25 protein-coding genes (1 of these 25 only partly in view) are annotated in these 25,928 nt (G+C 40.8%); all 25 read left to right on the top strand.

Going from position 1 to position 25,928, the window contains the following annotated elements; translation table 11 throughout:
• Window positions 1–202: 202 nt before the first annotated feature.
• Window positions 203–2,668, top strand: coding sequence for a stage II sporulation protein E (spoIIE, locus tag AC2TDL_RS09035; protein ID WP_484700484.1), 2,466 nt, complete (start codon window positions 203–205; stop codon window positions 2,666–2,668).
• Window positions 2,669–2,886: 218 nt separating this feature from the next.
• Window positions 2,887–3,603, top strand: a complete 717-nt coding sequence (locus AC2TDL_RS09030; RefSeq protein ID WP_484700481.1) for a vWA domain-containing protein — start codon at window positions 2,887–2,889, stop codon at window positions 3,601–3,603.
• Entirely contained in the window at window positions 3,587–4,522 is a 936-nt protein-coding gene (locus tag AC2TDL_RS09025) for a serine/threonine protein kinase (RefSeq protein ID WP_484700479.1), read from the top strand. Before AC2TDL_RS09030 ends, AC2TDL_RS09025 begins: the two co-directional genes overlap by 17 nt.
• A 12-nt stretch (window positions 4,523–4,534) precedes the next feature.
• On the top strand, window positions 4,535–5,974 hold the full coding sequence (tilS, locus tag AC2TDL_RS09020; protein WP_484700477.1) for a tRNA lysidine(34) synthetase TilS: 1,440 nt from the start codon (window positions 4,535–4,537) through the stop codon (window positions 5,972–5,974).
• Between the two features lie 45 nt (window positions 5,975–6,019).
• Window positions 6,020–6,556 (top strand): hypoxanthine phosphoribosyltransferase, encoded by a 537-nt coding sequence (hpt, locus tag AC2TDL_RS09015; RefSeq protein WP_484700475.1) that lies wholly within the window; start codon window positions 6,020–6,022, stop codon window positions 6,554–6,556.
• Window positions 6,557–6,643: 87 nt separating this feature from the next.
• Window positions 6,644–8,689, top strand: coding sequence for an ATP-dependent zinc metalloprotease FtsH (gene ftsH / locus AC2TDL_RS09010; RefSeq protein ID WP_484700473.1), 2,046 nt, complete (start codon window positions 6,644–6,646; stop codon window positions 8,687–8,689).
• 300 nt (window positions 8,690–8,989) lie between these two features.
• Window positions 8,990–9,928 carry a quinolinate synthase NadA gene (gene nadA / locus AC2TDL_RS09005; protein WP_484700471.1) on the top strand — a complete coding sequence of 313 codons (939 nt, stop codon included), beginning with the start codon at window positions 8,990–8,992 and terminating at the stop codon, window positions 9,926–9,928.
• Window positions 9,929–9,976: 48 nt separating this feature from the next.
• Entirely contained in the window at window positions 9,977–11,590 is a 1,614-nt protein-coding gene (gene nadB / locus AC2TDL_RS09000) for an L-aspartate oxidase (RefSeq protein ID WP_484700469.1), read from the top strand.
• On the top strand, window positions 11,583–12,467 hold the full coding sequence (nadC, locus tag AC2TDL_RS08995; RefSeq protein WP_484700467.1) for a carboxylating nicotinate-nucleotide diphosphorylase: 885 nt from the start codon (window positions 11,583–11,585) through the stop codon (window positions 12,465–12,467). Before nadB ends, nadC begins: the two co-directional genes overlap by 8 nt.
• Complete coding sequence (locus AC2TDL_RS08990) at window positions 12,464–13,231, top strand: type III pantothenate kinase (RefSeq protein ID WP_484700465.1); 768 nt, start codon at window positions 12,464–12,466, stop codon at window positions 13,229–13,231. Before nadC ends, AC2TDL_RS08990 begins: the two co-directional genes overlap by 4 nt.
• A gap of 4 nt (window positions 13,232–13,235) precedes the next feature.
• The gene (gene hslO, locus AC2TDL_RS08985) at window positions 13,236–14,120 is read left to right on the top strand and encodes an Hsp33 family molecular chaperone HslO (RefSeq protein ID WP_484700463.1); all 885 of its coding nucleotides are present in this window, start codon (window positions 13,236–13,238) and stop codon (window positions 14,118–14,120) included.
• An 18-nt stretch (window positions 14,121–14,138) separates the two neighbouring features.
• A complete protein-coding gene (locus AC2TDL_RS08980; RefSeq protein ID WP_484700461.1) occupies window positions 14,139–15,080 on the top strand; it encodes a peptidylprolyl isomerase in 942 nt (313 codons plus the stop codon).
• 117 nt (window positions 15,081–15,197) lie between these two features.
• Window positions 15,198–16,136, top strand: a complete 939-nt coding sequence (gene cysK, locus AC2TDL_RS08975; protein WP_484700459.1) for a cysteine synthase A — start codon at window positions 15,198–15,200, stop codon at window positions 16,134–16,136.
• 162 nt (window positions 16,137–16,298) lie between these two features.
• Window positions 16,299–17,876, top strand: a complete 1,578-nt coding sequence (locus AC2TDL_RS08970; protein ID WP_484700457.1) for an anthranilate synthase component I family protein — start codon at window positions 16,299–16,301, stop codon at window positions 17,874–17,876.
• Window positions 17,877–17,896: 20 nt separating this feature from the next.
• A complete protein-coding gene (gene pabA, locus AC2TDL_RS08965) occupies window positions 17,897–18,475 on the top strand; it encodes an aminodeoxychorismate/anthranilate synthase component II (protein WP_484700455.1) in 579 nt (192 codons plus the stop codon).
• A gap of 11 nt (window positions 18,476–18,486) precedes the next feature.
• Window positions 18,487–19,371 (top strand): aminodeoxychorismate lyase, encoded by an 885-nt coding sequence (gene pabC / locus AC2TDL_RS08960; protein ID WP_484700453.1) that lies wholly within the window; start codon window positions 18,487–18,489, stop codon window positions 19,369–19,371.
• A gap of 56 nt (window positions 19,372–19,427) precedes the next feature.
• Window positions 19,428–20,285 (top strand): dihydropteroate synthase, encoded by an 858-nt coding sequence (gene folP, locus AC2TDL_RS08955; RefSeq protein ID WP_484700451.1) that lies wholly within the window; start codon window positions 19,428–19,430, stop codon window positions 20,283–20,285.
• A gap of 3 nt (window positions 20,286–20,288) precedes the next feature.
• A complete protein-coding gene (gene folB, locus AC2TDL_RS08950; RefSeq protein WP_484700449.1) occupies window positions 20,289–20,660 on the top strand; it encodes a dihydroneopterin aldolase in 372 nt (123 codons plus the stop codon).
• A complete protein-coding gene (gene folK, locus AC2TDL_RS08945; RefSeq protein ID WP_484700446.1) occupies window positions 20,653–21,195 on the top strand; it encodes a 2-amino-4-hydroxy-6-hydroxymethyldihydropteridine diphosphokinase in 543 nt (180 codons plus the stop codon). Before folB ends, folK begins: the two co-directional genes overlap by 8 nt.
• Window positions 21,147–21,359 (top strand): helix-turn-helix domain-containing protein, encoded by a 213-nt coding sequence (locus AC2TDL_RS08940; RefSeq protein WP_484700444.1) that lies wholly within the window; start codon window positions 21,147–21,149, stop codon window positions 21,357–21,359. Before folK ends, AC2TDL_RS08940 begins: the two co-directional genes overlap by 49 nt.
• Window positions 21,360–21,364: 5 nt before the next feature.
• A complete protein-coding gene (gene dusB / locus AC2TDL_RS08935; RefSeq protein ID WP_484700442.1) occupies window positions 21,365–22,360 on the top strand; it encodes a tRNA dihydrouridine synthase DusB in 996 nt (331 codons plus the stop codon).
• A 213-nt stretch (window positions 22,361–22,573) separates the two neighbouring features.
• Complete coding sequence (gene greA / locus AC2TDL_RS08930; protein ID WP_484700439.1) at window positions 22,574–23,050, top strand: transcription elongation factor GreA; 477 nt, start codon at window positions 22,574–22,576, stop codon at window positions 23,048–23,050.
• 78 nt (window positions 23,051–23,128) lie between these two features.
• Window positions 23,129–24,634, top strand: a complete 1,506-nt coding sequence (lysS, locus tag AC2TDL_RS08925; RefSeq protein ID WP_484700436.1) for a lysine--tRNA ligase — start codon at window positions 23,129–23,131, stop codon at window positions 24,632–24,634.
• Window positions 24,635–24,764: 130 nt separating this feature from the next.
• Window positions 24,765–25,262 carry an RNA polymerase sigma factor gene (locus tag AC2TDL_RS08920; protein WP_484701112.1) on the top strand — a complete coding sequence of 166 codons (498 nt, stop codon included), beginning with the start codon at window positions 24,765–24,767 and terminating at the stop codon, window positions 25,260–25,262.
• On the top strand, window positions 25,259–25,928 hold the 5' portion of the coding sequence (locus AC2TDL_RS08915) for a zf-HC2 domain-containing protein (RefSeq protein WP_484700434.1). Its footprint extends 110 nt past the window's final position; 670 of the gene's 780 nt are visible here — the first part of the coding sequence; the start codon lies at window positions 25,259–25,261; the stop codon falls past the right edge of the window. The genes AC2TDL_RS08920 and AC2TDL_RS08915 overlap by 4 nt, the downstream gene beginning before the upstream one ends.

Below are 25,928 nucleotides of genomic sequence, written 5' to 3'. Positions count from 1 at the left end.
TTTCAGGCTTACGTTATCTGACAAACATTGATTGTCCAAGCCACTATAATGAGGAACACAAGTGAATTACTCTATCATGTCTACCAGAAATTAAATCTAAGTCTAGTGATAGTGTAATTACGTAATAGACTGCTAGTCTATTGTGAAGATGCGGATAGAGAGTTACACAATCGTATGGAAAATAAATGATGGTGGTGTAAAGATGAAAAAGAGTGAAGGCGCACTATTAAGAGTGAATGTTAGTGAACGGTTAATGCAAAACAAATGGATGCAGGCGATGTATGAGCAAATTGCGAATAAGAAGTGGCATATTGTTCTTGTTACACTCGGTTTTTTGCTTGGACGTACGGTTATATTGGATTCATTAATTTCATTTGCAGTTGCTTACTTCGCTGTAGTCTATTATATGCGAAGGGATGTTGCATTTTACTCAGGAGCTGCAATCGTACTCGGTAGCATGTTAGCTATTAAGCCAGCACCGCTCTGGATGGCGTTAGAACTGCTTGTTGTTTATTTATTGTTTCGCGGCTTGCAAGCATTTGAAAAAGTGTCAATATCCAAGGTTCCGCTTATCGTATTTATTTCCGTCATTTTAGTCCAGCTATTCCATGCGTTTATTGGAAATGTCGTTGATTGGTATAACTTAACGATGGTTCTAATTGAAGCTGGTCTTGCATTTGTGTTTACTCTTGTATTTATTCACGCTTTGCCTGTAATAACACTAGCTCGCAAAGCTGCCAGATTAAGAAATGAAGAAATTATTTGTGTCATGATTTTGTTGGCTTGTGTAATGACAGGAACCGTCGGCTGGTCGATTCAAAGTATTTCGATCGAGCATGTGTTGTCTCGCTACATGCTGTTAATCTTTGCGATGGCAGGTGGCGCGCCATTAGGTGCGACAGTTGGAATTATAGCGGGGCTTGTTATAAGCCTAGCTGACTTTAGTGCAGTACTGCAAATTGGTGTGCTGGGCTTCGCAGGTTTATTAGCTGGCTTGCTGCGCGAGGGTGGCAAGATGGGCGCGGCATTTGGCTTATTGCTAGGATCAACAATACTAACAGTCTATATTGGCACACAAGAGCAAATGTTTACTTCAGTATGGGAATCTGCACTGGCTGCGTTGTTACTACTATTAACTCCGCGCGGAATAATTGGCGCGATAAGTAAATATGTGCCTGGTTCGGTTGAACATACGAAATCACACTATGAGTATGCCAAGCATATTCGCAACGCAACGGCATCACGAGTCATGCATTTTTCAGAGATGTTTAAAGCACTTTCTAATAGCTTTTATCCTAATTATGTTACGGAGAAGGAGCTAACCCACGAGGAGCAAGTGACGCAATTTATGGAAGCGGTGGCAGAGGAGAGTTGCGCCAATTGTCATCGCCAAAAGGTTTGCTGGGGAGAAAAGCTGTTCCAAACAAGAAAAATGATGAGCGAAATGATGAGCAGTATGGAATCAGATCAGCACGGTCTAAAGGAATCACCGAAAGCATGGCAAAGTCACTGTATACATGTGCAGGAGGTGCAGCAGGCGATGCGTCACCAGTATGAGCTATATCAGCTTAATTATAAATGGCAACGCCAACTGCATGAGCTTAAAGGGCTTGTAGCAGACCAATTGCTTGGCGTCTCTCAAGTGATGGAGGATTTATCGAACGAAATCAAGCGTGAAGGACAAGCACTTCACAGTCAAGAAGAGCAAATTAAGCAGGCTGTAGAAGCCTTAGGATTGTCTATTTATAGTATTGATATTATTAGCTTGGAGGTTGGCAATGTAGAAATCGAAATTCAGCATACCTTTGATCAAGGCTTTCAAGAATGTCGAAAAATTATTGCTCCACTATTAAGTGAAATATTAGGTGAAAATATTACTGTAAGAAGTGAAACAGCTCTTTCGCCTCATAATAATTTACAAAGAGCAGTCTTTACTTCGGCAAAGCAATTTGAAGTGGATATTGGTGTTGCAGGAGTAGCTAAAGGTGGTGATCTATTATCTGGAGATAGCTTTAGTATGATGGAGCTGGATAGTGGCAAATTCGCGGTTGCAATAAGTGACGGAATGGGCAACGGTGAACGTGCCCGCCAAGAAAGCAGTGCGGCGCTGAATATTTTACAACAGCTTTTACGCTCAGGAATGAATGAGCAGCTAGCAGTAAAGTCTGTAAATTCTATTTTACTATTGCGTTCACCAGAGGAAATGTATGCAACAGTTGATTTAGCAATTATCGATCTCTATTCTGCACATACAACATTTTTGAAAATTGGCTCGACGCCAAGTTTTATTAAGCGGGGGAATGAAGTTATTCCAATTGTCGCTAGCAATTTACCAATAGGAATTATTCAAGAAATTGATGTTGATTTTATTCATATGCAATTGCAAGCAGGGGATATATTAATTATGGTAAGCGATGGCATCTATGACGCACCAGGCTATGCCGTTAATAAGGAGCTATGGATGAAGCGAGTAATTACTGAACTGCGCACAGATAATCCGCAAGAAATTGCTGATTGTTTGCTGGACAGAGTTGTACGCCATCATGATGGAGAAATTCATGATGATATGACGGTGCTTGTTACGAGAATTGATCATTATGTGCCGCAGTGGGCGACTTTCAAATGGCCTGGAGTTGGTAAAATTGAAAGGAAAAGAAATGCTGGCTGAGCATTTCATGCTTCATAAATAATAGCCCTTTTTAGCTTACAGGCTAGAAAGGGCTATCTGCTGTGCTATGGACTAGTAGAATTAGCATTGTTAACCACAACTCATGTATAATAAAACGTATATAAGCTAGAATGATAGGGTTAATCTTCTTTTTATCAGGCAATGCTATTAGTAGGCGTAAGTCCTATTATGGTTTGCAGGATAAGGAGGAGAATGCAATGAAGCAAATTCTATTAATTACAGATGGTTGTTCAAACGTAGGAGTAAGCCCGATCGTTGCTGCTGCTCACGCAAAGTCAGAAGGAATCGCAGTAAATGTTGTCGGTGTTGTTGATCATGGTGAGCTTGGTGAATACGGTGCTTCAGAGATTCATGAGATTGCTAGAGCTGGAGGTGGCATTAGCAGAATCGTTCAAGCAAAGGAACTTGCACAAACCGTTCAAATGATGACACGAAAAACCGTTGTTCAAACGATCCAACTAGCTGTTCAAAGAGAGCTGCAAGCAGTGTTAGGTAATGACTCCATTGAGGCATTGCCACCTGAGAAGCGAGGAGAAGTCGTAAAGGTAATGGATGAGCTTACAGAAACGAGTGATTTACAAGTTGCCCTTTTAATTGATGCTAGTGCTAGTATGAAGCCTAAACTGGCATCTGTAGAGGAAGCGATCCATGACTTAATGTTAAGTTTACAGGCGAGAGCTGGTAAAAGTGAAATCTCAGTTTTTCATTTTCCTGGATCAAAGCAAGAGGATTGCGTGTTAGATTTGGACTGGACAACACATTTGAAAGGAGTGCACTCCATCTTTCCTAAGCTGCATATGAGTGGTACAACACCAACTGGACCTGCTCTAATGAAGGTGGTTGAACATTTTATAGAGAGCAAGCTGTTGCGTGACAGAGAAATGGAAGGGATGCGCGGTGACGACGTCATTTAATTTGCCGATAAAAAAAGGCAGTGTCATTGTAGGCAAATGGAAAAAAGGACAGTATCGAGTCGAACGTCTGCTTGGTGAAGGTGCAAACGGCAAAGTATTTTTAGTGTCGAAGGATTGGCAATGGTACGCATTGAAAATTGGCCAAAGCACTGTTGATTTGCAGTCAGAAATTAATGCGTTAAGAGCATTGTCGCAAAATAATAGTTTGCGGAAAGTCTATCTCAAGGATGTCGATGATTGGGTCACGCCACAGGGGAAGGAAATCCCGTTTTATACAATGCGCTACGTACAAGGAACAGATATCGTTAAATATTTATCATTACACGGCAATGAGTGGTTTCCGATAGTGGGACTTAATTTGCTCCGCTGTTTGTCAGAATTACATCAAGCGGGCTGGGTTTTTGGTGATCTAAAGCTAGAGAACATTATTGTTGGGCAATATGGGGAAACAGAGCTAATTGATTTTGGTGGTGCTACACAAATCGGTAAGGGAGTTAAGCAATTTACGGAAATTTATGATCGAGGTTATTGGAATTGCGGCTCCCGCTCAGCCGATCCACAGTATGATCTATTTTCTTTTGCCGTGCTCTGTTTACATTTATTTGCTCCGTTCAAGCTCCATCAGTTGACGAAAGAACTATTACCGCAAAATCGCTCTAATGAAGAGCTGATGGAGCTGGTTAAGCAGACAACGCCTCTTAAACCTTTTACGCGCTGGTTAGAAAAAGCATTTAACGGGAAGTTTACTAGCAGTAAGGAAGCAATGGAAGAATGGAGAAGACTTGCGCACAAACAAAATGCGTTAACTAAGCAAAAAGCGACGCCCCGTTGGTTAAAAATATTGATTGCTGTTTCAATCATTACGCTCGGATTATCGGCTTCACTCTATGTATTGGACTATACTGGCTTACTAAAATAAAAGGTGAGAAGCATGAGGATTGTTGAAGAAGTAAAGGCAGTACTTGCTGAAAGTGGTTTATTGAAAACAAATGCAACTATTGTCGTTGCTGTGTCAGGCGGTGTTGATTCAATGGCATTGCTGCACGTGATGCATCATGTGCTGGCTTCAACAGAGCTGACATTAGTTGCTGCTCATGTTAATCACGGGTTTCGTGTAGAAGAGTCCGCTGCGGAAGCCAAGCTGGTGCAAGACTACTGTAAAAAACAAGGTATTAGGCTAGAAATAGCGGAGTTAAATATGCCGGAATATCTTCAGCACAATAAGGAAAACAGTCAAGCTGCCTCGCGTGCAAGAAGATATCAATTTTTTCATGAAGTTGCAGCGAAATATAAGGCTAGCGCAATAGCGCTGGCGCATCATGCGGATGATCAGGCGGAAACCATTCTTATGCATGTTTTGCGTGGTACAGGGCTGAATGGACTTAAAGGAATTGTACGAATGCGGAATGAAAAAAACGTGGAACTAATTCGCCCTTTGCTACGTATGAGAAAGAATGAACTATTAGCATACTGTCAACAGCAAGCGGTTCCGTTTCTAGAGGATAGCAGCAATAAGAGCAGACATTATCAAAGAAATGCGCTTAGAATGGATATTATCCCTCAACTCGAACGCTTTAATCCTCAGCTTGTTACTTCTCTCTGCCGATTGGCGGAAATAGCAGGAGAGGATGAAGCGTGGCTACAGGAGCAATGCGAGCAGCGTTTCAATAAAATTGTTTCCAGGGATGGAAATAGTTATATTATTCGTTGCAAGCAGTTAAACGCCGAGCCGATTGCTTTACAAAGGAGACTTATTAAACTAATATTAAGTTATCTGTCGCAAGATGAAGATGTTGTGTCATTTGAAGGTGTTGAACGAATAAGAACAGTGGCGCGACTAGACACTAAAAGTGTAGGCAGAATGGATATTGGTGCAGGTTTAATCTGTGTTCGCGAATATGAACAATTACGATTTGTACATATTAAGGATTATGAAAATGCAGGCTCTGTGATAACGCCATTACTTCTATATCAAGAGCAGTTGCCGTGCGAGCTGCAATATGGAGATTGGCTTATTCGAGCTTGTCTAGTTGACAAAAATGAGCAGCCACAGCTGCGTTCTAAGTACGAAGCTGTATTTGATATTGATGCACTTACGATGCCACTAGTGATCCGCAAGCGAATTAATGGAGATCGCATGCAAGTTTTAGGATTAAAGGGCTCAAAAAAAGTGCAAGATATGTTCGTGGATGCTAAAATTGCAGCAGCAAAGCGTGATCATTATCCTATTATTGCTGATGGATCTGGTGAGATTTTATGGTTGCCAGGTATTCGCCGCTCATTGTTTGGACTTGTTAACGAAAATTCAAAATGGTTACTACATCTTAAATGTGATCGGTACTGGTCATCTGAAAGCGATGAATTGGAATGAAGCACGTTTATGAACATAACATAGTTTAGTGTAGGGGGATCACAGTTGTTAAACGATATTGAGAAAGTACTATATAGCGAAGAAGACATTGCACTTAAGGTTAAGGAGCTGGGAGAGCAGCTTACAAAGGATTTCGCAGATCGCAATCCGCTTGTAATTTGTATTCTTAAAGGTGCCTTTATTTTTATGGCAGATCTTGTAAAAGAAATTAAAATTCCATTGGAAATTGACTTTATGGCTGTTTCGAGCTATGGGCAATCAACGAAATCTTCTGGCGTTGTAAAAATTATTAAAGATTTGGATGTCTCGGTTGAAGGTCGTCATGTCCTAATTGTAGAAGATATTATTGATAGCGGCTTGACTTTGAGTTACCTAGTTGATGTATTAGAGCATCGCAATGCAGCTTCCGTAACGATTGCTACATTGTTTGACAAGCCTGCTCGTCGTACGGTAGATTTACAGCCGCATTACAAAGGCTATACGCTTCCAGATGAATTTGTTGTTGGCTATGGTCTTGATTATGCAGAAAAATATCGTAACCTTCCGTTTATTGGTGTTTTAAAACCGGAAATCTATTCTTAACCACGCATGTAGTCTCCGAGCAACCTCTATTGTGATGGAAAGTCATGCTATGGTAAAATATTTTAAGCGTCTGAGAGGAGGTAGGGGATGAAACGGTTCATCCGTAATACAGGTTATTATTTAATCATTTTTTTAGTTACGATAGGGATTTATAACTACATCAATAATTCAAGTGATTCATCTAAACCTATAAGATTTGATGAGCTGATTACAGCGATCGAATCTGGTAAGGTAGGAGAAATTACTTTAAAGTATGAGGATGAGTCCTATTTAGTAACTGGTAAGTATAAGGATGCTCCTGCTGATGGCAGTAGTCAAAACTTTACTTCGCGAGCTGGGGTAAATGCACCAGATCAATTTGAGCAGTTAAGGCAGCAGTATAATTTTACATTAAAGTATGAAAAGATGAAGACAGCAGGATTCTGGACGAATTTCCTAATTACGATAATTCCGTTCGTGTTGATGATTATCTTATTCTTCTTCCTCATGAATCAAGCTCAAGGTGGCGGCGGTAAAGTTATGAACTTTGGTAAAAGTCGAGCCAAGCTATACAATGAGGAGAAAAAACGCGTAACATTCCAGGATGTTGCTGGTTGCGATGAGGAAAAGCAAGAGTTAGTCGAAGTTGTTGAATTTTTGAAGGACCCGCGCAAGTTTAATATGGTAGGGGCACGTATTCCAAAAGGCGTGCTGTTAGTTGGTCCTCCGGGAACAGGTAAAACATTGCTAGCACGAGCTGTTGCTGGTGAAGCAGGCGTACCGTTCTTTAGTATTTCCGGTTCTGACTTCGTAGAAATGTTTGTTGGTGTCGGTGCTTCTCGTGTTCGTGACCTGTTTGAAAATGCAAAGAAAAATGCGCCATGTATTATATTTATTGACGAGATTGACGCTGTTGGTCGTCAACGTGGTGCAGGTCTTGGCGGCGGTCACGATGAACGTGAACAAACATTGAACCAAATGCTTGTTGAAATGGACGGTTTCGGAGCAAACGAAGGAATTATTATTATCGCTGCAACGAACCGAGCAGATATTCTTGACCCAGCCTTACTTCGCCCGGGGCGTTTTGACCGTCAAATTACGGTAGATCGTCCAGACGTGAAAGGTCGTGAAGCGGTACTTAAAGTGCATGCACGCAATAAGCCGCTAACAAGTGACGTAAAACTTGATGTAATTGCAAAACGTACAACAGGTTTTAGTGGCGCTGACCTTGAAAACCTATTGAATGAGGCGGCTCTACTTGCAGCACGCCGCAATAAAAAAGAAATCAATATGGTTGATATTGATGATGCGATTGACCGTGTTATCGTAGGTACAGAGAAGAAAAGCCGCGTGATCAGTGAGCGTGAGAAACGTATCGTTGCTTATCACGAAGCTGGTCATACTGTAGCTGGATTTTTCATGGAACATGCCGATCAAGTTCACAAGGTAACGATTATTCCGCGTGGACGTGCTGGTGGTTATGTGATTATGCTACCTAAAGAAGACCGTATGCTTGTAACGAAAAATGAACTGCTTGACCGCGTTTGTGGTTTGCTAGCAGGTCGTGTTGCCGAAGAGCTATTTATTGGTGAAATCGGTACAGGTGCATACAGTGACTTTAAACAAGCAACAGCTATTGTTCGCAGCATGATTACCGAATATGGTATGAGCGACCGTCTTGGACCAATGCAGTTTGGTAATTCGCAAGGTCAAGTATTTTTAGGTCGTGACTTAGGTCATGAGCAAAACTACTCTGATCAAATCGCTTACGAAATTGACCAAGAAATGCAATCAATTATTAATAGCTGCTATGAACGTACGAAAAAGTTGCTACTAGAGAAAAGCAAGGAAATGCACCTTATTGCAAATACTTTGCTTGAAGTGGAAACACTTGAGCTTGAGCAAATTAAATCGTTAATTACTACAGGCGAACTGCCTGAGCCATTCTCTGGTGGTAATAAAAGTAATAACGGATCAAGCAGTAGCGCTAATAAAGAAGCGACAAATGTAGCTGAAGTTACAACGACTGAGCCAATTGTCGATGAAATTGGCGATGTAAAAGTACGGATTCAGAAGCGTGAGCAAGATGAATCAGAGAAGCAGCAAGGCATTGTTGAAGAGCAACCGTCTAACAATGACGACAAGAAAGAATAACACCATTAAGTAGTTAGACGCTAACCGAAAAAATTAGGATAGGCTGTATTGTTAGCATATTGAGCTTGCAATACAGCCTATTTATTTTTAATTACATTTTTTTCTTAAACATTGATGAACATTTGCGCTCAATTCCATTGACATGAAGCGGTAACACATGTAAATTAAATCTTGAATCATTTGCAATTGTTCACAAACTTTTAAAAGCTTTGGTAGCGACTAGAAAAGTAAGTGCATGATTTCACAAAGTTGCTACTCATGGAAGTGCTTTACTAACGCATTCTTAAGGAGAGGATTATTGTGGAAACTTTGGCGCTTGAACGCAAGCAGGAACAAAACCGCCTATTGCGTGAACGCTTGATGGAATTAAAAAAAGAGCGCAATGCAATTATTCTAGCTCATTATTATCAGCGCGATGAAATTCAAGAGGTAGCAGATTTTAGAGGAGATTCCTTCTTGCTTGCGCAGAAAGCTGCACAAACGGATGCTGATACCATTGTATTTTGCGGTGTTCATTTTATGGGAGAGAGTGCAAAAATATTAGCACCTAACAAAACAGTAATTATTCCAGATGAACGCGCAGGCTGTCCAATGGCAGATATGGTGAATGTAGAAGGCTTACGTAAGCTGAAAGCACAGCATCCGAATGCCACAGTTGTGACATATATCAATTCTTCAGCAGAGATTAAAGCAGAGACAGATATTTGCTGTACGTCTGCCAATGCAGTTAAAGTCGTTAATTCCGTAGAAAGCGACGAAGTGATTTGGGTTCCTGATAAAAATCTTGGTCATTATGTACAACAGCATACCGACAAAAAGATGATTATATGGGAAGGCTATTGCAATACGCATGATATGTTAACTGTTAAAGATGTTGAAGAAATGAAAGCACAGTATCCAAATGCACAGTTTGTTGTTCATCCTGAGTGCCGACCTGAAGTCGTGGCATTAGGTGACTTTGTAGGAAGTACAACAGCAATTATTAAATATTGTAAGGAATCACCATGTCAGGAGTTCATTGTTGGTACAGAGGACGGTACAGGATACCAGCTTCGTTTAGACAGTCCTAATAAAAAATTCCATTTTGCATCGAAATATCTTGTTTGTCCAAATATGAAAGTGAATAACCTGAAAAAGCTGGTGAAATGTTTAGAAACGATGCAGCCTCAAATTTACGTGCCGCCTCATATTGCTGACCAGGCACGTCAATCATTGGAGCGCATGCTACTAGTTAAATAGTAGCATGCGTTATTCCTATTATGAAGGGAATTGACGGAGGGTACTACAGTGATACCTAAATATTTAGTTGATATTGATCTACAGAAAATGCCGATTGTCGACACTGATGTTATTGTGATCGGCGCAGGTATAGCAGGCTTATTTACCGCATTGCGCGCTAGCGAAACGTCAAAGGTAGTTCTGGTGACAAAAAAATCATTGCTTGATAGCAATACACGCTATGCACAGGGGGGCATTGCTGCGGTAATTTCTGAGGATGATTCGCCGGAATATCACTTACAAGATACATTAATTGCCGGCGCAGGATTATGTGATGTTGAGGCTGTTAATGTGCTTGTGCATGAAGGTCCAATGGGTGTAGAGCATCTTATTCAGCTTGGGACGCATTTTGATATTGAAAATGGCGAGTATGCTTTAACAAAAGAAGGTGCACATAGTCAGCGTCGAATTTTGCATGCAAATGGTGATGCGACAGGATATGAAATTGTTCGTGCTCTATCAGAAAGAGCAATTGCTTCACCAGCTATTGAAGTATGGGACAATCACTTTATTATCGATCTTGTAACAGAAAACAATGTTTGCTATGGAGCTATCGTTCAAAAGGATAACGGTGAACGGTTGTTTCTTCGTGGAAAAGCGACTGTGTTATGCTCAGGTGGAGCAGGGCAGCTTTATCGCTATACAACAAATCCAGATGTAGCAACAGGTGATGGGGTGGCAATGGCTTATCGTGCCGGTGCGACGATTCGTGATATGGAGTTTGTGCAGTTCCATCCTACTGCCCTTTGTTATCCTGGTGCGCCACGCTTTTTAATTTCTGAAGCAGTGCGTGGTGAAGGTGCAATTTTGCGTAATATTAAAGGCGAGCGGTTTATGGAAAAATATGATGCTAGACTAGAGCTTGCTCCACGTGATATTGTGGCACGTGCGATTGTAAGTGAAATGGAGGAAACTAAATCGACCTTCGTCTATATCGATATTACACACGAATCACCAGAACTAGTTAAGCATCGTTTTCCAACAATCTATAAAACTTGCCTCAACTATGGCTTAGATTTAACAACAGACTGGATTCCTGTTGCGCCAGCTATGCATTATTTAATGGGCGGCGTACAGACAGATTTAAATGGTGAAACAAATATTTCTCGACTTTTTGCTTGTGGTGAGGTATCTTCTACTGGCGTCCATGGGGCAAATCGTCTAGCTAGTAATTCCTTATCAGAGGCAATTGTATTTGGTAAACGTATTGTTGATAGAATTGCAAAACTAGAGCCTATCGAATATACTCCGCATATTGTGTATAAAAGCGCTCGACAGCCGCATGCTATGCAGCCTTTTGTTGAACGTCGGCTTAAGCTGCAAAAGGTAATGGTTCGTTTTGCTGGTTTGAAGCGTAATCGGGAAGGGCTGTTAAGAGGTTTAGAGGAGTTGAATCGACAATGCTCAATTTTTGATACGGAATTAATGGAGCGTGCTGAGTTTGAGTTTGCCAATATGCTGACATGCGCATTGCTCACGATGACCTCAGCGCTTTATCGTGAAGAAAGCCGAGGCGGTCATTATCGTGAGGATTTTCCAGAACGAGATGATCTAAACTGGAATAAGCACACCATTATGAATCGTAATCAAGGGCAATTAGAAGGGTGGATTCAACATGTTTGAATGGACAACAGGCGGTTATGCTGAGGATCTAAAGGCACAAATTCGCAATTGGCTTGCTGAAGATATCGGAAATGGCGATATTACAACGGAGGCAACTATTCCAGCAGATTCGCAAGCTAAGGCGATTATTCATATGAAAGAGGCAGGAGTTATTGCTGGAATTCATGTAGCTTCATTAGTATTTGAAGTCGTTGATAAGTCTTTGCAATTTAAAGCATTGGTGAACGATGGTGATTTTGTTGATAAGGGTACTGTCATTATCGAGGTAGAGGGCAGCACGCGAAGCTTACTTACAGGCGAACGTCTTGCACTGAACTTGATGCAGCGTATGTCGGGGATTGCTACAAAAACGAAGCAGTTTGTTGATGCCTTGCAAGGCTTGCCAACTCGTTTAGTCGATACAAGAAAAACAACGCCAGGTCATCGATTATTAGAAAAGTATGCGGTGCGCGTTGGCGGAGGTCATAACCATCGTTTTGGCTTGTATGATGCTGTGATGATTAAAGATAATCATATTAAAGGTGCTGGTGGCATTACCGCTGCAGTAAAAGCAGCGCGTCAGCGTATTCCTCATACGATGAAAATTGAGGTGGAAACCGAGTCGATGGAGCAAGTTCAAGAGGCACTTGCTGCAGGTGCGGACATTATTATGCTTGATAACATGTCAAGCAGTGCAATGAAGGAAGCGGTTATGTATATTAAAGCACAATCTCCACATGTTATAGTAGAAGCATCTGGCGGTATTACGTTAGACACCATTTATGAGAAAGCTGCAACAGGAGTAGATGTAATTTCTGTTGGAGGTTTGACATACTCTTTTCAGTCGTTGGACATTAGCTTAGATTTGAACGAGAAGAAGGGTGGAGCAGCTACGTGATTTTAGTAATTGATGTCGGTAATACAAATATTGTTTTAGGCATATATCAAGGAAAAGAGCTCCTGCATCATTGGCGGATAAGCACCAATCGTTCAGGTACCGTGGATGAGTATGGCATTATGATTCATAATCTGTTTCAATATGCTGGTCTAAGCTTAGACAGTATTAAAGGGGTTGCTATCTCTTCTGTTGTCCCTCCATTAATGGGACTGCTGGAGCAGATTTGCTTAAAATACTTGAAAAAAGCTCCGCTAGTTGTTGGTCCTGGTATTAAAACTGGACTAAATATTCGCTATGAGAATCCACGTGAAGTAGGCGCAGATAGAATCGTTAATTCAGTGGCGGCAATTGAGAAATATGGCGCGCCGCTTATTGTTGTTGATTTTGGCACTGCCACTACATTTGATTATATTGATGCTGATGGAAATTATTTAGGCGGGGCAATTGTTCCTGGTATCGGAATTTCTACTGAAGCTCTGTATCAGCGTGCTGCTAAGCTGCCGCGCATTGAGCTGGTAAAACCGAAAAGCGTCGTTGGTCGAAATTCAGTTGCCTCTATGCAAGCAGGCATTATTTATGGATATGTTGGACAGGTTGATGGAATAGTCAACCGAATAAAAAAAGAGCTGCAAGTTCAACCGCGTGTAATTGCTACAGGAGGGTTAGCAGACTTAATTTATTCGGAATCGGAAACAATTGAAGAAGTAGACCCAATGCTTACACTTGAGGGTTTACGCATTATATATGAACGAAATCAGGAGTGATGAAATGGCTGAGAAAGATGTATTAGTGCGAGGCACTGCATGGGATGGTAAATTGCGTGTGTTTGCTACACGTATTACAAATATTGTTGAAGAAATGCGCAAGCGTCATGATATGTTCCCTACAGCAACAGCAGCTTTAGGACGTACTACCGCTGTTGCTGCAATGATGGGAGCTATGCTTAAAGGCAATGAACGATTAACAATTCAAGTTAAAGGTGATGGCCCAATTGGTCAAATCGTAGTCGACGCTAATGCTGCAGGAGAGCTAAGAGGCTATGTCGATCATCCGCGCGTTCATCATGCTAGTAATGAGCATGGTAAGCTTGATGTTGCTGGTGCTGTGGGTACTTCCGGAAATATCTATGTAACAAAGGATCTAGGGTTGAAAGAGCCATATCGCGGTAACGTACCGATAATTTCAGGAGAGCTTGGAGAGGATTTTACTTATTATTTTACAGTGTCTGAGCAAACTCCGTCTGCTGTAGGTGTAGGTGTACTTGTTGATGTCGATAACTCTGTTTTGCATGCAGGTGGAATTATTGTACAAGTATTGCCCGGCTTAAGCGATGAAGATCTTGATCGGCTAGAAGCTGCAGTTGCTGCATTACCGCCGGTAACAAGCCTATTAGATCAAGGAGAAACACCTGAAGGAATTATTCAGTGGCTAGTTGGTGATAATTATGTCATTCATGAACAAATCGAGCCGCGCTTTCAATGTAAATGCAATAAAGAGCGGGTTAGTGCTGTTCTTCTTAGTATAGGTAAAGAAGAATTGCAGTCGATCATTGATCAGGATGGTCAAGCTGAATTAGTTTGTCACTATTGCAATGAAAAATACCACTTTGATCAAGCAGAATTAGAACAATTACGTGATCAAGCAACACTTTAATTAAGGATTTGACCTAGAATGAAAAAATACGATTGGTTAAAGCTGGCCGTTATTGTTCAAGCAATTGGGATGACTGCGCTTGCCGTCGTTGTAATGGTTTATTATATTCCGTATTTGGCTGCAAATAATAAAAACAGCGATACGAATCAACTACAGGGCGATAAACATCAAGAGGATGAAGTTATCGCAATTATTGCCGATAAGGAAATATATCGTCAACAGCTTGTTGATGAGATGCTCGAGCTGTACGGCGACCAAATGTTAGAGCAGATGCTTATACATGAAGCAATTCGTATGGCAGCAGATGAAAAAGGGATAACATTATCTGCTGATGAATTGAGCCAAGCACTTGCCGAAGCAACTGACGGCTATGAGAGTGAAGAACAGTATTTTGAAATGATGAAGCAGCAGTTTGGAATGTCGCATAAACGAGTGATGACGGAGATAGAAGACGATGCATTACTTATCAAAATTGCGACACACGATATTGAAGTAAGTGAAGAAAGTATTACGGAATTTTTAAAAAATCATGCGAGTGAACCGAAAAGCATATATACACTTAACTGGATATTAACGGATACTTATGAGCAAGCTAATGAAGTGATAGATAAAATTAGTCAAGGTGCAAATTTTGCAACTATGGCAAAACAATATTCAAAAGATCTATATAGTGCAGAGCAGGGTGGTTATTTGGGAGAAATCGAAAGTGACGATCCGTTTTATGATGCAGAGATCTTAATTGAAGCAGAAAAGCTAAAGGTTGGATCGATCGCTGGGCCGATTGCAGTTTCAGACGGTTATGCGATTATTCAACTTCTTGGCAAGCAAAAAGAAGCTGTTAAATCAGAAGCTGAACAGCGAGCATGGGCCAAGCAGCAGCTAGCTTTGCAGCAAATCGGCTCATTATCAGAGTTTAAGCAAGAGCTGCTTAATCATTATGTAACGGTAATACGTAAATAAATTACACAATCATTGCCATTAGATCGCATAATCTTATTGACAAACTAGGTTTTAAGTTGATAAGATAGTATTAATAAAAGCCAACTAATTTAGTCGGAATAAGGAGGATTAATATCCATGCCAAGAATCGTTAATAGTGTTACTGAACTTATCGGAGATACACCACTCGTTCGTTTAAATCGTTTAGTTCCAGAAGGTAGTGCAGAAATTTATGTTAAGCTAGAATATCAAAACCCAGGTGCAAGTGTAAAAGATCGTATTGCAATTAGCATGATCGAAGATGCTGAACAAAAAGGTCTAATTAAACCAGGTGATACAATTGTAGAACCAACTAGTGGTAATACAGGTATCGGACTTGCTCTAGTAGCTGCTGCAAAAGGTTATAAAGCAATTCTAGTTATGCCTGAAACAATGAGTATTGAGCGTCGCAACTTGCTACGTGCTTATGGTGCTAACCTTGTATTGACTCCAGGCGCTGAAGGTATGAATGGTGCAGTACGTAAAGCTGAAGAGCTAGTTAAAGAAAATCCTGGCTACTTTATGCCTCAACAATTTAAAAACCAAGCTAACGTAAAAATTCACCGTGAAACTACTGGTCCGGAAATTGTTGAAGCAATCAACTCCTTGGACGGCAAACTTGATGCATTTGTTGCTGGTATTGGTACTGGCGGTACAATTTCTGGTGCGGGCGAAGTATTGAAAAAAGCATTCCCTGGTATTCAAGTTGTTGCAGTTGAGCCAGCTTCTTCGCCATTATTATCTGGCGGTGCTCCTGGTCCGCACAAAATCCAAGGTATCGGTGCAAACTTTATTCCAGATATTTTGAATCGCGAAATTTATGATAAAGTTATTACAGTTGAGAATGAGGAAGCATTTGAAACTGCTCGCCGTGCTGCAAAAGAAGAAGGTATTCTTTGCGGTATTTCTTCTGGTGCTGCTATCTTTGCTGCACTTAAGGTTGCTAAGGAGCTTGGCGCTGGCAAACGCGTTGTTGCTATCGTTCCAAGTAATGGTGAACGTTACCTAAGTACACCGCTTTTCAATTTTGATAACTAATTTATAGACCGTTATGTATTCAAGTAGAGGAATGCCAATAACTATTATTTGGCGGCCCTCTACTTTTTTATTGCTAAAAATTGCAAGGTTCTATGTATTCATCTTTATTTTTTTCAAGCAGTTTTGTATACTAGGCGAAAGTAGTGTGATCGGAGGATTGCGATGATACTGACGTCTTGGGAAAATTGGAAAAAGTGGCATCAGGAAGGATGCTATACCATACTCCCTTATATAACAAGGATTGAGCTTGAATTTAAGGATTATGGCTATGTTGCAACATGGACAGAGGCTTGGAAAGATGCCTCACCATATGCTTTTGTATTAGAAAGCGGCAAGGTTGGCAGATACACCTATCTTGGGCTAGCTCCTCAAAGTGTAATTCAAGGGACAGCTCAGCAAGCACAGGTTATTCATTATGCTGAGGATAGTGATTATGAGCAGGAATGGCAAACGATAGAGGGCAAGCCGCTTGATTTAGTCCGCGCTTGGATGAAGCCATATCGGAGTCCGCGTGTAGATGGAGCGCCAAAATTCAATGGAGGCTGTGTTGGCTTTTGGGGCTACGATGTGATACGTACGATTGAACGGTTGCCAGAGTTTGCTGCGCGTGATTTATCAGTTCCTGATTATTTGTTTATGCGTATGAATGAAGTCTGGGTACTAGATCATGAAGAGCAGGCTGTTTATTGTGTTTATCATCGCCCAATTGAAGCAAGCTGGACAGAGGAGCAGTTAAAGGCTTGTTATGAGCGAGCGGCTGGGCATGCCAGTAGTATGCTTGATTACTGGTTAACATGGTTTGAAGGGGAAGAGCAAAGAATGCTTGCTGAGCAAGAACGAGCCTATAAGCAAGGGATTATTGATAGTGAGAGTCTGCATATTGATATTGAGCAATTGCAAGACTTACGTTCACCTTTTAATAAACAAGCGTTTATGAGAGCCGTGGAACGGATTAAGGAATATATCGCTGCTGGAGATGTATTTCAAGTTAATCTATCTTTGCGCCAAAGCAAGTCGCTTTCCGTAAGCCCGGCGGAATTGTACGAATGGTTAAGGATATTTAATCCTTCTCCATATATGGGCTTTATTTCGACTCCTAAGTTTCAGCTTGTTTCTGCTTCACCTGAGCTGCTTGTTGAGCAAGTGAGCGGAAGGTTAGCGACAAGACCGATCGCAGGCACTCGTCGTCGTGGACGAACGGCTGAGGAGGAAGAACAATTTGTAAATGAATTGTTAAGCAGTGAAAAGGAAATAGCTGAGCATATTATGCTAGTTGATCTAGAGCGCAATGATCTTGGTCGTGTGTCTGCATACGGTACAGTAAAAGTTTCTGAGTTAATGGTGATTGAGCGCTATTCCCATGTGATGCATCTCGTATCACAAGTTGAAGGACAACTAGCAAACGGTAAAGACAATTATGATGTCATTGCTGCAACATTTCCTGGCGGTACGATAACTGGCGCTCCTAAAATAAGAACGATGGAAATTATTGAGGAGCTGGAGCCTGTTCGTCGTGGACCATATACGGGTTCGATTGGCTGGATTGATTATAATGGCGATATGGAATTTAATATAATTATTCGTACAATGGTAGTAGCTGATGGTGAGGTACATATTCAAGCAGGAGCTGGAATTGTAATTGATTCTGATCCTGAACGTGAATATTATGAATCACTCAACAAAGCGAAAGCTCTATGGAAAGCCATTCAATACAGTGAAATTGAAAAAAATCGCGTTTAAAATGTAGAGGAGGAGTTCTGATGATACTTGTAATCGATAATTATGATTCATTTACTTACAATTTAGTTCAATATTTAGGTCAATTAGGACAAGAGATTGTCGTTAAGCGCAATGATGAAATTGATATGGCTGGAATTGAGGAGTTGGCACCAGATCATATAATGATTTCTCCAGGTCCATGTTCCCCTAATGAAGCAGGAATTAGCTTAGAAACCATTCATCACTTTAAAGGGAAGATACCGATTATCGGTATTTGTCTTGGGCATCAATCGATCGGTCAAGCATTTGGCGGCGAAGTGGTACGTGCTGAGCAGCTTATGCACGGTAAAACATCGTTGATTCATCATGATGGAAAGTCTTTATTTGCTGGCTTGCCTTCACCTTTTACAGCTACGCGTTATCATTCATTAATTGTTCGTCGTGAAACATTACCAGATTGTTTAGAAATTACTGCAGAAACAGAAGAAGGGGAAATTATGGGCCTACGTCATAAGGAGTATCCGATTGAAGGCTTACAATTCCACCCTGAGTCGATCATTACTGAGCATGGCTTAAAAATGTTAGAAAACTTTTTGCAAATGCGCGCTGTGAATGCATAAGACGGTGAACAATGATGAGTATCATTTATGTTAATGGACAAATGATGAATTCTGAACAAGCCATGGTCTCCGTGTATGACCATGGCTTTTTATACGGGTTAGGTTTGTTTGAAACATTTCGCACTTACGGCGGGAAATGCTTTTTATTAGAACGCCATATGGAGCGTCTGGCAGAGAGCTGTGAACAGTTAGGAATAAAACTAGTACTGAGTGCGAGTGAAGTACAGCAGATTGTCAGCAAGTTACTAATGCTTAATCAACTGAGCGAGGCTTATGTGCGGTTAACTGTAAGCGGTGGAACGGGTGAGTTAGGTTTACCGACTGCCAACTATGAGCAGCCAACGATAGTGATTATGGTGAAAAGCATAGCTAGTCCAACGCTGGAAGCTTGGAAACAAGGTAAAGCATTGCAGCTTCTTACGACTAAGCGCAATACCCCAGAAGGTAGCTACCGTTTTAAATCATTACATTATATGAATAATATATTGGCAAAGCGAGAATTGCTTTCTATGGGTGAGCGTACAATTGCTGGTGCAGAAGGCTTAATGTTAAATGGACAAGAGTATCTCGCAGAGGGGATTGTAAGTAATTTATTTTTTGTGCATAATGATCAAATCTATACACCTCATCTTGATACAGGAATATTGCCAGGCATTACAAGACAGTTTGTCATTGAATTAGCCGAGCAGCTTGGCTTCACTGTTGAGCAGGGCTTTTATCGTTTTGAGATGCTGACAGAAAGTTCAGAGATATGGATTACCAATTCAATACAGGAGCTTGTGCCAATTACTACTCTAGTAAACTGGGATGGAACACGGAAACTTATTTCTCAAGGTGAAGCTGGACCAGTTACTAGTCAATTAGCTGCAGCCTATCGTAGGGCAACCGTAAATTAATCTATTTATATAATATATAATGAAGAAATTTGTCGTAAAAAGTCGAGGTGTCAAATTTGAAGCAACCATATAAAAGAAGCTACACGTTTAACGAACATGCCAGTTTGCGGCTCGGAGAGCGTACTTTAATTATGGGAATATTAAATGTTACGCCAGATTCCTTTTCAGATGGCGGTAAGTATAATTCGATTGATAAGGCGCTGCAGCATGCGGAGCAGCTTATAGAGGAAGGCGCGGATATTATTGATATTGGTGGTGAATCAACAAGACCTGGCTTTACACCAATATCTGTAGAAGAAGAGCTTTCCCGTGTTATCCCTGTTATTGAAGCGATAAAACAACATTTTCCGCATATGCCATTGTCGATTGATACATATAAGTCACAAACGGCAGCGGCTGCGCTTGAAGCAGGAGCACATATTATTAATGATGTTTGGTGCCTTAAATATGATGGCTTAATGGCAGAAGTAGCTGCACGCTTTGGATGCCCAGTAATTATAAGCCATAATCGACGTGAGGCTGTATATCAAGATGTTGTAGCTGATGTAATTTCAGATTTGAAGCAAAGCGTTGCTGAGGCGTTAGCTGCAGGGGTTCCGGATGAAAACATTTGGCTAGACCCTGGAATTGGCTTTGCTAAAAACTATGAGCAGAATTTAATGGTGCATGCTCATTTAGAGGAAATTGTGGAGCTTGGGTACCCTGTTTTGCTAGGAACATCTCGCAAGAAATTTATTCGTGATACACTTCAGGTGGAAGCTTCTGAAGCGGGTGAAGGAACATTAGCGTCGAATATTGTCGGAATTTTGCAAGGATGTCAAATTGTGCGGGTGCATGATGTTTCAGCGATGAAAAAGGCGGCAATGTTAGCTGATGCAATTGTACAGCAACGTGTACTTAAAAAGGAGCAATAGCATATGGATAAGATGATATTGAAAGGGATGCGATTTTACGGGTATCACGGAGTTTATCCGGAAGAAAATCGTTTAGGTCAAATCTTTTTTGTTGATTTAGAACTTGTTATGGATATGAAGCAGGCTGCAAAAACAGATGATTTACAGTATGCACTTGATTATTCAGCATTGCATGCGTATGTAAAAGGCATTATGGAGGGCACCCCTTTTAAGCTAATAGAAGCATTAACTGCTCATCTTGCATCGAGCATACTAGAGACTTATACTATGGTGAATGAAGTTACCGTTCGTGTTACTAAACCGCATCCACCGTTTGATGTGCAATTCGAAGGGGTAACAATTGAAATGAAGAGAAAGCGAGCCGAATATGTATAAGAAGGTCAATGAGCAGATCGCTTATATCGCACTTGGTTCCAATATGGGTGATCGAGAGCAAACATTGCTACGAGCAATTGCGGCTCTTCACGCTCATTCGGATATTACAGTTAAGGCGATATCAGCTATATATGAAACAGATCCTGTCGGCTATACAGATCAGGATGCGTTTCTTAATATGGTGATTCAGGTGACAACAACGCTTACTCCAGAGCAGCTGTTGCAGCAACAGCTTCTAATTGAGCAGAAGCTTGGCAGAGTTCGAGATATACGTTGGGGACCTCGTACGATAGATTTAGATTTATTATTGTATGGTCAACATACTGTGCAAACTCAGTTTTTAACATTGCCCCACCCAAGAATGATGGAGCGAGCCTTTGTGCTTGTACCACTTTTTGACGTGCTCGAGGCAGAGCATCCGTTGTATCCACAGGTACAGCCAATTGCTGAGGAAGCGTTGAAATTGAGAAAGGAAGGCATTACGTTATGGAAAACGATCAGTTGGCCCAGCGAGTTCGAGCATTTCGTAAACTAAAGGGCTATACACAAATAGAGCTAGCAAAGGAATTAGGGATCTCTGTTGCTGTGCTTGGATCGCTTGAGCGTGGCACGAGAAAGCAGGATGATAAATTATTAAAGAAAATTGCTGATACATTAGGAATTAGTTATGAGGAGTTGGTATTAACAAGAGAGGAGTGAGATGCATGCTGAAAATCGGTCCGATTGAAATGAAAAATCAGGTTGTGCTTGCCCCAATGGCAGGAGTATGCAATCCTGCCTTTCGATTAATTGCTAAAGAATTTGGAGCGGGGCTAGTATGCGCTGAGATGGTCAGCGATAAAGCCATCTTGCACGGGAACGAGCGTACGATGGAAATGTTATATGTCGATGAACGAGAAAAACCGTTAAGTCTGCAAATTGTTGGCGGGGATCGAAGTTCGTTAGTGGAAGCAGCTAAGATTGTTGATAAACAAACGAATGCTGATATTATCGATATTAATATGGGTTGCCCTGTTCCTAAAGTAACAAGTTGTGATGCTGGTGCACGCTGGTTGCTCGATCCTAATAAAATATATGAGATGGTGGCAGCTGTCGTAGATGCCGTTGAAAAGCCGGTAACAGTAAAAATGAGAATTGGCTGGGATTCCGAGCATATTTACGCTATAGAAAATGCTTTAGCGGTGGAGCGGGCCGGTGGTAGTGCCGTAAGTGTGCATGGGCGTACTCGCGAGCAACAATATACCGGTAAGGCAGACTGGAGTGTCATTAGACAGGTAAAGCAGGCTGTTTCAATTCCAGTTATCGGGAATGGGGATGTGTTTGAGCCCGAGGATGCGCGCCGTATGCTCGATGAAACAGGAGTCGATGGCGTAATGATTGGTCGTGCTGCGCTAGGAAATCCTTGGATGCTTTACCGTACTATCGAATATTTAACTAACGGTAAACTTCCCCCGGAACCTACTCCTGAGGAGAAGATTGAGGTAGCTGTGCTGCATATGGATCGTCTTATCGCTTTACGTAATGAGCGCATTGCTGTGCGAGAAATGAGAAAGCATCTGGCATGGTATCTCAAAGGGCTTCCAGGTTCGGCGCGAATTAAGGATCAAATTAAGGAAGAAACAAGTCGCGATGCGCTTGTTGAGATATTGCAAAGATATGTTAGCTCCTTAAATGTGCAGAAACAGCAGTCGACAGCTTAACAGGTACAAGAGTATAAGGGCAATCGCGGATATTTTATAGTTTTTAAACCACCGCATTGACATTTCCTTCTCGTATGCAATATAATCTTGCAATATAAATCGTAATAGCGTATACATTTCAGTCGGCATGTTAACAAATTTCCGTAATATATTAATTAAAAGTGAATTCATACTTGGTATGAAAATAAGTCACATGTTAGGGGACTTGGAAAGATGAATGATAAGGAAACAATTCTTACTCAAGATGGTTTGAAAAAGTATGAAGAAGAATTAGAAAACCTAAAGTCTGTCAAGCGTCGTGAAGTAGCAGAGCGTATAAAAATTGCAATTGGCTACGGAGATATTAGCGAAAACTCTGAGTACGAAGATGCTAAAAACGAACAGGCATTTATCGAAGGTCGTATTATTCAGCTAGAAAAAATGTTACGTAACGCAAGAATCATTAATAACGACGAGATTGATGTGGATACTGTCAGTGTAGGCTGTACAGTAACCGTAGAAGACCTAGAGTTTGGGGATCGTGTAGATTACACGATTGTTGGAACAGCTGAATCAAATCCGTTTGAAAACAAAATTTCCAATGAAAGCCCTCTAGGTAAAGCTATTTTAGGTCAGAAAAAAGATACAATCGTTGAAGTTAACGTTCCAGCAGGCACTATTCAATATAAAATTGTAGATATTAAAAAATAAGGTATAATGATTACAAGAGAAAGCTTCCCTAAGGAAGCTTTTTGAGCGTTTATCGCAAGATTCAAGGAGATGAGAATTTTGGAACATGATAACAATGTACAAGAAAATGCACAAGAACTAAGCGAACTGCTGCAAATTCGTCGGGATAAACTAGATTCCTTAAAGGAACTTGGGATAGATCCGTTCGGAAGTAAATTTGAGCGTTCGAATAATGCGGAAGAGCTGCTGAAAGCATATGCTGATGTGGACAAGCCTACACTTGAAGAAATGGGTGTAGAGGTTAGCTTAGCAGGTCGAATTATGACTAGACGCGGTATGGGTAAAGCAATCTTTGCCCATATTCAAGATTTAAGCGGTCGTATTCAAATTTATGTACGCAAGGATACAGTTGAGGCTAACCAATTTGCTGCGTTCGAGATGCTTGATATTGGTGATATTGTAGGCGTAAAAGGTAAAGTGTTTAAAACGAATACAGGTGAAGTATCTGTAAAAGTTAAGGAGCTAGCAGTATTATCAAAATCATTGCTGCCGCTTCCTGATAAACATCATGGTTTGAAGGATGTAGAACTTCGCTATCGTCAACGTTATGTTGATTTGATCGTCAATCCTGAAGTTCAACAAACATTTATTTTGCGCTCTAAAATTATTCAGTCAATGCGTCGTTATTTGGACAGCTTAGGTTATTTAGAGGTTGAAACTCCAACTTTGCATGCCATTGCAGGGGGAGCAGCGGCTCGTCCTTTTATTACTCATCATAATGCACTAGATATGCAGTTATATATGCGTATCGCAATCGAGCTGCATCTAAAACGTTTGATTGTCGGCGGACTTGAAAAAGTATACGAAATTGGACGAGTATACCGTAATGAAGGAATGTCAACAAGACATAATCCTGAGTTTACAATGATTGAATTGTATGAAGCATATGCGGACTACAAAGATATTATGGCTCTAACAGAAAATATGATTGCTCATATTGCTAAAGAAGTTCTAGGCACAACCGTAATTCAGTACCAAGGTATGGAAGTTGATTTAACACCTCCATGGCGTCGAGTTAGCATGGTTGATCTAGTAAAAGAAATTACAGGTGTTGATTTCAGCGTACAAATGAGCGATGAAGAAGCACATGCACTAGCTAAACAGCATAATGTACCTGTTGAGCCGCACATGACATTTGGTCATATCGTAAATGCTTTCTTTGAACAGTTCTGTGAGCATACATTAATTCAACCGACATTTGTAACAGGTCACCCTGTAGCAATTTCACCACTTGCGAAAAAGAATGAAGAAGATCCACGCTTTACCGATCGCTTTGAGCTATTTATTGTCGCTCGCGAGCATGCGAACGCATTTAGTGAGCTTAACGATCCAATTGATCAGCGTGAACGCTTTGAAGCTCAGCTTGCTGAGAAAGAGCAAGGTAATGATGAAGCACACGAAATGGATGATGATTTCTTGCGTGCGCTTGAATACGGTATGCCGCCAACAGGTGGATTAGGAATCGGTATTGATCGACTTGTTATGCTATTAACCGACTCTGCATCTATTCGTGACGTACTGTTGTTCCCGCATATGAGACCATAATTAACAATTGCATAGTACAACTAAGAAAACGACTCTTACCTTTGAAGGTGGAGTCGTTTTTTCTTAGTTGCATTTTTGTTGTAACGAAATCCTCTCTACTTAGTCTTATAAATAGAAAGGAGGAGCGACACTGATTGATTTTGCTTTTATATACGAGCAGTACTTTAAGGACGTATATCGCTTTGTTTATTCCATGTGTGGAAATGAAAGTATAGCTGAAGAGGTGACGCAGGAAACGTTTGTAAAAGCATTAAAAAATATTGACTCTTATCAAGGAAGAGCACGAATGAAAGTATGGTTATGTGAAATTGCCAAAAACACGCTTTACACTTATCAAAAGAAGCACAAGCGATTTCTGGCTTGGGAAGAGAAGCAGGAAAAAGGAGGATATCAGGTCTTTGCATTGGAAGAGGCTATCGCACATAAAGAAACAGCTCTAAAGATACATGCCATTTTACATAAGTTAAAAGAGCCTTACAAAGAGGTGTTTACATTAAGAATATTTGGTGAGCTGTCCTTTATAGAAATTAGCTCATTGTTTAACAAAACAGAAAGCTGGGCAAGAGTAACTTTTTTTCGTGCCAAAAGAATGATTGTCAAAGAGTTAGAGGAGGAAAACGTACAATGAAAGATGTTTCTTGTGATGTAATTCAAGATTTATTGCCTCTATACGCAGATTCATGTTGCAGTGAATCAAGCAAATTATTAGTGGAGGAGCATCTTAACGGGTGCGATGCTTGTCGCCAGCAGCTTCATATGATGAAGGCAGATATAATGCCTATCCAACCAATTAACAAAGAACAAGAGGCTCAAGTGCTTGGACAACTCGCAAAAGCGTGGTATAAATCCAAAAAGTTATCATGGATAATGGGAAGTGTTGTTGCAACCATCCTATGTGTTGGATTAGTCATGCTGTATATTGGCTTAACACAATGGTATGTTGTTGCTGTAGCCCCAAAAGATATCGAAATTAGTGAAGTATATCAATTAGCAAACGGAAATATATCTTATCGCTTAAAGACTAAAGATGGGTATGAAATTAATAAAATGGTTGAAAAAAGCGATAATAAGGGAATCGTCTATATTCAAGCTTATCGTTCAGTTATAAGGAAAAAAGTAGATGGAGGTCAAAGTTATTACGATCAGTTGAAAATTATCGATAAAAACATTGTAAGGTTTTTTAGTATAGTAGAATCGAGCAAATTAGAAAATGGTGAGCCAATTGTTATTGATATATTAAATGCCGCTAATGAACAAGATCCAAGCATCAACATCGATGGTTATATAAAGAAGG

It is taken from the genome of Paenibacillus sp. plas6 (assembly GCF_057221655.1).
This window is presented reverse-complemented; position numbering and strand designations above follow the sequence as displayed.